Below are 6502 nucleotides of genomic sequence, written 5' to 3'. Positions count from 1 at the left end.
CGAGCCGAAAAACCTAGGGTTCGTATGCATCCCAGCCCAGCAAAAGCATACGAACGAGCCCAAAAACCTAGAGTTCGTATGCATGCCAGCGTGGCAAAAGCATACGAACGAGCCAAAAACCTAGGGTTCGTATGCATGCCAGCGCGGCAAAAGCATACGAATGAGCCAAAAAATATTCGCAAAATCGTGAAGGGCTTACCGGGTTTATGGACTGAGGATGTCAGTCAATACATGCTGTGAATGGTAATGAAGTGTCCGCCACTTCATAAACCTTTTTCCAAAATAGTTCATTCACCAAAAGACACATGTGCGATGCTCGCCTTTTGCATATTGAAAACCTGATATGTAATGACCTTTGTCAAGAGGCAACTAGGGTTCGTATGCATGCCAGCGCGGCAAAAGCATACGAATGAGCCGAAAAACCTAGGGTTCGTATGCATTCCCAGCCCAGCAAAAGCAACGAACGAGCCGAAAAACCTAGGGTTCGTATGCATCCCAGCGCGGCAAAAGCATACGAACGAGCAAAAAAACCTAGAGTTCGTATGCATTCCAGGGCGGTAAAAGCATACGAACGAGCCAAAAACCTAGAGTTCGTATGCATTCCAGCGTCGCGGAGCGTTTATCTCAGTCGGAGATTGTAACCCCGACTGAGACCAGTTTGTTATAACTCCTACCTTCGCTTTGATTAGAGGAAGGGGGCTTATCCGACTGAGATAAAAGAGTTTATTTTGTTATATCTTTAACAACGATACTTGAAAATCGCTGATTATCATGTATAATAGAATAGGTTTGGTCGAAATATTATGTGTATTTTTAAGGAGATAAAATAAGATGGCTAAGGAAATCAATACGATTGCCGTATTAACAAGTGGTGGAGACGCTCCTGGAATGAACGCAGCAATTCGAGCCGTTGTTCGTCAGGCACTTTCCAAAGGAAAGAAAGTAAAGGGCATCAAGCGTGGTTATGCAGGCCTTTTGAATGAAGAAATTATCGACATGGACGCTACCAGCGTTTCTGATACAATTTCACGAGGCGGTACAATTTTACAGACCGCTCGTTGTATGGAATTTATTACAGAAGCAGGACAGAAGAAGGGTGCTGAAATCTGCAAGAAGCACGGCATCGATGCAATTGTTGTCATTGGTGGTGACGGATCTTTCCAGGGTGCACAGAAGCTTGCTGCACTTGGCATCAATACCATTGGTCTTCCTGGAACGATTGATTTGGATATTGCTTGTACCGATTATACCATCGGTTTTGATACTGCAGTAAATACCGCAATGGAAGCCATTGACAAGATTCGTGATACCTCTACTTCTCATGAGCGTTGCTCAATTATCGAGGTAATGGGTCGTGGAGCAGGACATATTGCATTATGGTGTGGTCTTGCAAACGGTGCGGAAGAAATCTTACTTCCGGAAAAATATGATTATGACGAGCAAAGAATCATCGATCGTGTTGCAAATGCACGTAAGATGGGTAAGCAGCACTTCATCATCATCAATGCAGAAGGTGTTGGACATTCTCAGAGCATGGCAAAGAGAGTGGAAGAGGCAACCGGCATTGAGACACGTGCTACTATTTTAGGACATATGCAAAGAGGCGGAAGCCCAACCTGTAAAGACCGTGTATATGCAACAACAATGGGTGCCATGGCCGTGGATCTTCTTTGTGAAGGCAAGTCCAACCGTGTGATTGCACATTCTCATGGCAAATTCGTTGATTATGACATCGACGAGGCATTGAGCATGAAGAAGGGTGTTGACGAATACATGGTTGAAATCTCAAAGACTTTGGTATAATTTTAAACACTTACGGCCTGCAGAATTCTGCAGGCCTGTTTTCGTTTTATGAGGGCAATGAATGATTACCAGCAAAGACAACAAACATGTTAAAAATTTGATTGCATTGCAGACTAAGGCAAAAGAACGTAAAAAACAGAATCTGTTTGTCGTGGAAGGCATTCGCATGGTGGAGGAAACACCGCGCCATTTGTTGCGGGAGCTGTATTGCTCTGAGAGCTTTGCCACAAAAAATCCGGACCGATATGATTGTGAGATTCTATCTGATGCACTTTACAAAAGTGTATCAGATACACAGAGCCCACAGGGAATCCTTGCGGTGGTTGAGAAGCCACATTATGAGCTTTGGGATTATCTGCATACGGATGCGGCTCCTTTGTTTCTGGTCTTGGAAGATATTCAGGACCCCGGAAATCTCGGCACGATGATGCGCACTGCAGAAGGCGCAGGTGCCACTGCGGTGATCTTGTCGCCGAATACGGTGGATTTGTTTAATCCAAAGACCATTCGATCTACCATGGGAAGCATTTACCGTCTGCCATATCTTGTCAGTGATAATTTGGCAGAAACGATTGCAACCTTACAGTCAGCGGGCGTAAGTGTCTACGCGGCGCACCTGAAAGGCAAAAAAGATTATTGTGACTGTGATTACACCGGCGCGACAGCTTTTTTGATCGGCAATGAAGGCAATGGATTGTCAGATGAAATTGCAGGCCTGGCAGATACCTATATCCGCATTCCGATGGAAGGACAGCTGGAATCATTGAATGCAGCAGTTTCGGCTGCACTGCTGATGTATGAATGTCATAGACAGAGGTGAATATGAAAGTCTGGTTTCGAATGTATGAGGGGGCAAAATTACTGCGGCAGGATGTAATCGAAGATCAATCCGAAGATACCAGAACGCATAAAATTCTAAATGCGTTAGAGGCAGTATGCCATAAGTGGAATCTGGCACAGCCTTACTGGCTCAAAAAGAATGAACAGGATTTTCTGGCGCATGCAAAGACACGCTTCACAAAACATAATTTTGTGGAGGAAGTGGACTTTGATTATTTAGAGATGTCAATCTTGCAGGAAGATGACATAAGGTAGTACTAATTAACTATTATATGTGCTATAATAGAAAAAAAGGAGAGTAAATCAGCTATGGATGATTCGAAATATATCATGCAGGACGGAATTGACGATTGGGAAACCGTGATGTTTCTTTACAATTCCGCTTTGAAAGAAGTGGGCACGAAGCTTGAAATTTTAAATGATGAATTTGTACATATCCACAAATATAATCCGATTGAATATATCAAGCGTCGTATCAAAAGTCCTGAGAGTATTGTAAAAAAATTAAAACGCGGCGGCTATGAGAGCACGATTGAAAATATGATTGATCACTGCAATGATATTGCCGGAATTCGCGTGGTATGCTCTTTTAACTCCGATATTTATCGTCTCGCCGAGATGATTGGTGCGCAAAACGATCTGACGGTTGTCTCCGTCAAGGATTATATCAAGCATCCGAAGGATAGCGGATACAAGAGTTATCATATGCTGGTTACGGTTCCGATTTTCCTGTCGGATCGTGTTATCAATACCAAGGTTGAAATCCAGATTCGTACGATTGCGATGGATTTCTGGGCAACATTGGAGCATAAGATTTATTACAAATTCGAAGGAGATGCGCCGGATTATATCAGCCGTGACCTGCGTACCTGTGCGGCCATTGTTTCGGATCTGGATGAAAAGATGTTACAGCTGAATCAGGCAATTATGGAAGCCAAGCAGGAAACAGAAGAATAGAATATAAAATCAAAAAGCAAAGGAGCTTTTGCACTAGCTGTGCGAAGCTCCTTTTTTGGTGCGTACCAGTTTGTGAAACAGAACCTGAGGAATCGCGGTTCCAAAAATAATTCCGAATACGATGGCAATTGCAATTTCGAGGGTTTCTGTACCTTTCGAAGCAAATGCGCTTCTGTCATCGGTAATCAGATAATAGGCGGTGTAATAGATTCCCGCACCGGGTACGAGCGGGAAGATTCCGGTCATCAGATACAGTGTAACGGGATTCTGACGACGAACGGCCAGAATGCGCGCAAAGATGGTCAGGATGCCTGTCGCAATCAGTGCGGAAGCGACCAGATTAAAATCAGCATAGTGAATCAGCAGATAATAAACCAGCCAGCCGATGGCACCGGTGATACCGCAAAGCATCGATTCCGAGCGTGGCGCGTTAAAAATAATGGCAAATCCAAAAGTTGCAAGCCCGGCAACCACAAATTGTATGATGATGGTAAGCAATAAATCAGGCATTACAGGCTCACCTCCAATCCGAATTTTTGCATAAAGAAAATTGCAATCACGACACCGGCGGCAATGCAAAGGGCTGTCAGAAGCGCATCGAGCAGATGGATGGCTCCACTGAGATAATCTCCGTTATAGACATCACGGATTGCGGTTGTAAACATGATTCCCGGTACGAGTACCATGATGGCACCGATGATCATTTTGTCCCGGTGCAGGGGCAGCGACCATATGGAGACCGGCAGATAACTGACTGCGGTGACAAACATACTCGAAAAAATCTGGGCAATGGAGCGGGAAAGACGCGCATCGCTCATAATCAGCAACAGGAATTCCTCCACGGCACCGATCAGACAGGCAACCAGTCCGTCGAATGCACTTCCGCCGAAAAGATAGCAGAAACATCCGCTTCCGAGCCCACAGGCCAGTATCAGAGCCCAGCGTGGATACCCTCTTTGCACACGAATCTCCTTGAGGCGGGTCCATCCTGTTTGCAGGTCAATCCGGTGATCACAGATTTCGCGGCACAGCTGGTTTAACTGTGCAATACGACCAAGGTTGACAGAATTCTCCGGCATATGACGCACGAGAGAACAGGCATCGTCGAGGTCTTCGTTTGCACTCGCAAAGATGCCGTTGGACAGAACATAGACATCAAATCTTTGGATGTCATAAGCCTGAAGAATCCGGATAATGGATTCCTCGATACGAAAGATTTCCGCACCGCTTTTTAACATAGAAAGTCCAAGTTCTACGGAAAATGTCAAAACATCTTTGGTTGTGATCGGGGTTCCTTTATTTGTATTCATAAATGAAAATTCCTTACTTACGTAGTTTACTATATAAATTTATGCTTAATAAAATAAAGTTGTCAACCTTTTTCTTTTTCGGAACACCCATTTGGTGTATAATTGAGTATTAGTTTGGAGGTTTACGCATGTTTGAAAAAATGAAGGGGTTACCCCCGAAAAAGAAAATTGAGTATTTCTTGCAATATTATGGAATTATCACTGCGATTATTATCGCGGTTGTTGCTTTTGTCATCTATTGGATTGTGCATATTGTTACTTTGAAACAGGATGTTGCTTCCATTATGGTTATCAATGGCACATCACAGACCGAGGAAACACAGCTGGATGATTATTTTGATCAGGTTTTGACCGATTGCGGTTTTTCGACGAGAAAAGACAAAATCAGCATTGAGAGCGGAATCTTTGCAGGACCGGCATACGATCAGCAGACAACTTATTACAGCAATATGAAGATACAGACCGTATTGGCTGCAAAGACGGTGGACGTCATTTTGTTTGATGAGGATATGCGTGAGCAGATGATGTCATTTGGAGCTTTTTCCGACATTCGTCCTTATCTGCCGGAAGGCTTTGAGGAAGCGCATCCGGATCAGCTGGTTTATTACACGGATGAAGAGACCGGAGAAAAGGCGCCGGTGGCTGTGCGCGTCAATCCGGATTCCAAGTTGATGAAAATCGGACAATGGTATCAAAATCAAACTGTTTACATCGGAATCGGATTTGCACCATTGACCGATCAGGTGCAGGTATATCAGACATTAATCAAGGATTTACTGGAGGAATAAATCATGCAATTTCGTCCATGCATTGACATTCATGACGGAAAAGTAAAACAGATTGTCGGAAGCACACTTCGCGATGCAAGCGGAAAGCAGACGGACAATTTTGTTTCTACACTGGACGCGGCCGATTATGCAGCACTGTATGCAAAATACGGATTGTCCGGCGGTCATGTAATCTTGCTGAATAAAGAAGGAACAGAGGAGTACAGGTTGACGAAAGAAGCTGCGCTTCGTGCGCTGGCAGCCTATCCGGGTGGACTACAGATCGGTGGAGGCATCAATCCGGACAATGCGCAGAGTTTTCTGGACGCAGGCGCGAGCCATGTGATTGTTACCAGCTATGTATTTTCAGATGGCAAAGTCGATTATGAGCATTTACGCAAACTGTATGATGCGGTTGGAAAACAGCATCTGGTGCTGGATTTGTCCTGCAAATTCTGCGAAGCGGATGAAGAGCGCGAGGCCGGATATTATATTGTGACGGACAGATGGCAAAAAGTGACAAAGGAGCGCATCTGCGTACCGGTGCTGGAAGAATTGTCGACCTACTGCAGCGAATTTCTGATTCATGCCGTCGATGTGGAAGGCAAGAACAACGGAATCGAGCAGCCGTTGGTTGCAATGCTTGCCGACTGGAACAAGATAGTGATCACTTATGCCGGCGGGATACACAGTCTTTCGGATATCGAAATCATCCGCACCGCAGGCGATAACAAAATGAATTTTACCATAGGAAGCGCGCTGGATTTGTTCGGAGGCTCTCTTTCATTCGATGAAATCCGCCAATTGTGTGAGCAAGGAGAATAA

The 6502-nt window shown here is 44.7% G+C and carries 9 protein-coding genes; 7 read left to right on the top strand and 2 right to left on the bottom strand.

Going from position 1 to position 6502, the window contains the following annotated elements:
• The 5 genes from CSX02_RS13815 to CSX02_RS11855 form a co-directional block, all read left to right on the top strand.
• A partial coding sequence (locus tag CSX02_RS13815) for a hypothetical protein (RefSeq protein WP_207653787.1) occupies positions 1-240 on the top strand: 240 nt, incomplete at its 5' end.
• A 591-nt stretch (positions 241-831) separates the two neighbouring features.
• Positions 832-1803, top strand: a complete 972-nt coding sequence (gene pfkA / locus CSX02_RS11870) for a 6-phosphofructokinase (protein ID WP_031545036.1) — start codon at positions 832-834, stop codon at positions 1801-1803.
• A 61-nt stretch (positions 1804-1864) separates the two neighbouring features.
• The gene (locus CSX02_RS11865; protein WP_099386824.1) at positions 1865-2623 is read left to right on the top strand and encodes a TrmH family RNA methyltransferase; all 759 of its coding nucleotides are present in this window, start codon (positions 1865-1867) and stop codon (positions 2621-2623) included.
• Positions 2624-2625: 2 nt separating this feature from the next.
• Entirely contained in the window at positions 2626-2898 is a 273-nt protein-coding gene (locus CSX02_RS11860) for a hypothetical protein (RefSeq protein WP_099386823.1), read from the top strand.
• Positions 2899-2952: 54 nt separating this feature from the next.
• A complete protein-coding gene (locus tag CSX02_RS11855) occupies positions 2953-3600 on the top strand; it encodes a GTP pyrophosphokinase (protein ID WP_031545041.1) in 648 nt (215 codons plus the stop codon).
• Between the two features lie 33 nt (positions 3601-3633).
• On the opposite strand, the gene CSX02_RS11850 is transcribed toward CSX02_RS11855, so the two are convergent.
• On the bottom strand, positions 3634-4110 hold the full coding sequence (locus CSX02_RS11850; RefSeq protein WP_099386822.1) for a threonine/serine exporter family protein: 477 nt from the start codon (positions 4108-4110) through the stop codon (positions 3634-3636).
• Complete coding sequence (locus CSX02_RS11845; protein WP_099386821.1) at positions 4110-4910, bottom strand: threonine/serine exporter family protein; 801 nt, start codon at positions 4908-4910, stop codon at positions 4110-4112. Before CSX02_RS11845 ends, CSX02_RS11850 begins: the two co-directional genes overlap by 1 nt.
• Before the next feature lie 128 nt (positions 4911-5038).
• Between CSX02_RS11845 and CSX02_RS11840 the strand changes: the two genes are divergently transcribed.
• Complete coding sequence (locus CSX02_RS11840; RefSeq protein WP_099386820.1) at positions 5039-5698, top strand: hypothetical protein; 660 nt, start codon at positions 5039-5041, stop codon at positions 5696-5698.
• A 3-nt stretch (positions 5699-5701) separates the two neighbouring features.
• Positions 5702-6502: a phosphoribosylformimino-5-aminoimidazole carboxamide ribotide isomerase gene (gene hisA / locus CSX02_RS11835; protein WP_099386819.1), complete on the top strand. Its 801-nt coding sequence runs from the start codon at positions 5702-5704 to the stop codon at positions 6500-6502.

Source organism: Agathobacter ruminis, from assembly GCF_002735305.1.
Classification (GTDB): Bacteria; Bacillota; Clostridia; order Lachnospirales; family Lachnospiraceae; genus Roseburia; species Roseburia ruminis.
The sequence above is the reverse complement of the archived record's forward strand: the minus strand, read 5'-3'. Positions and strand labels throughout refer to the sequence as shown.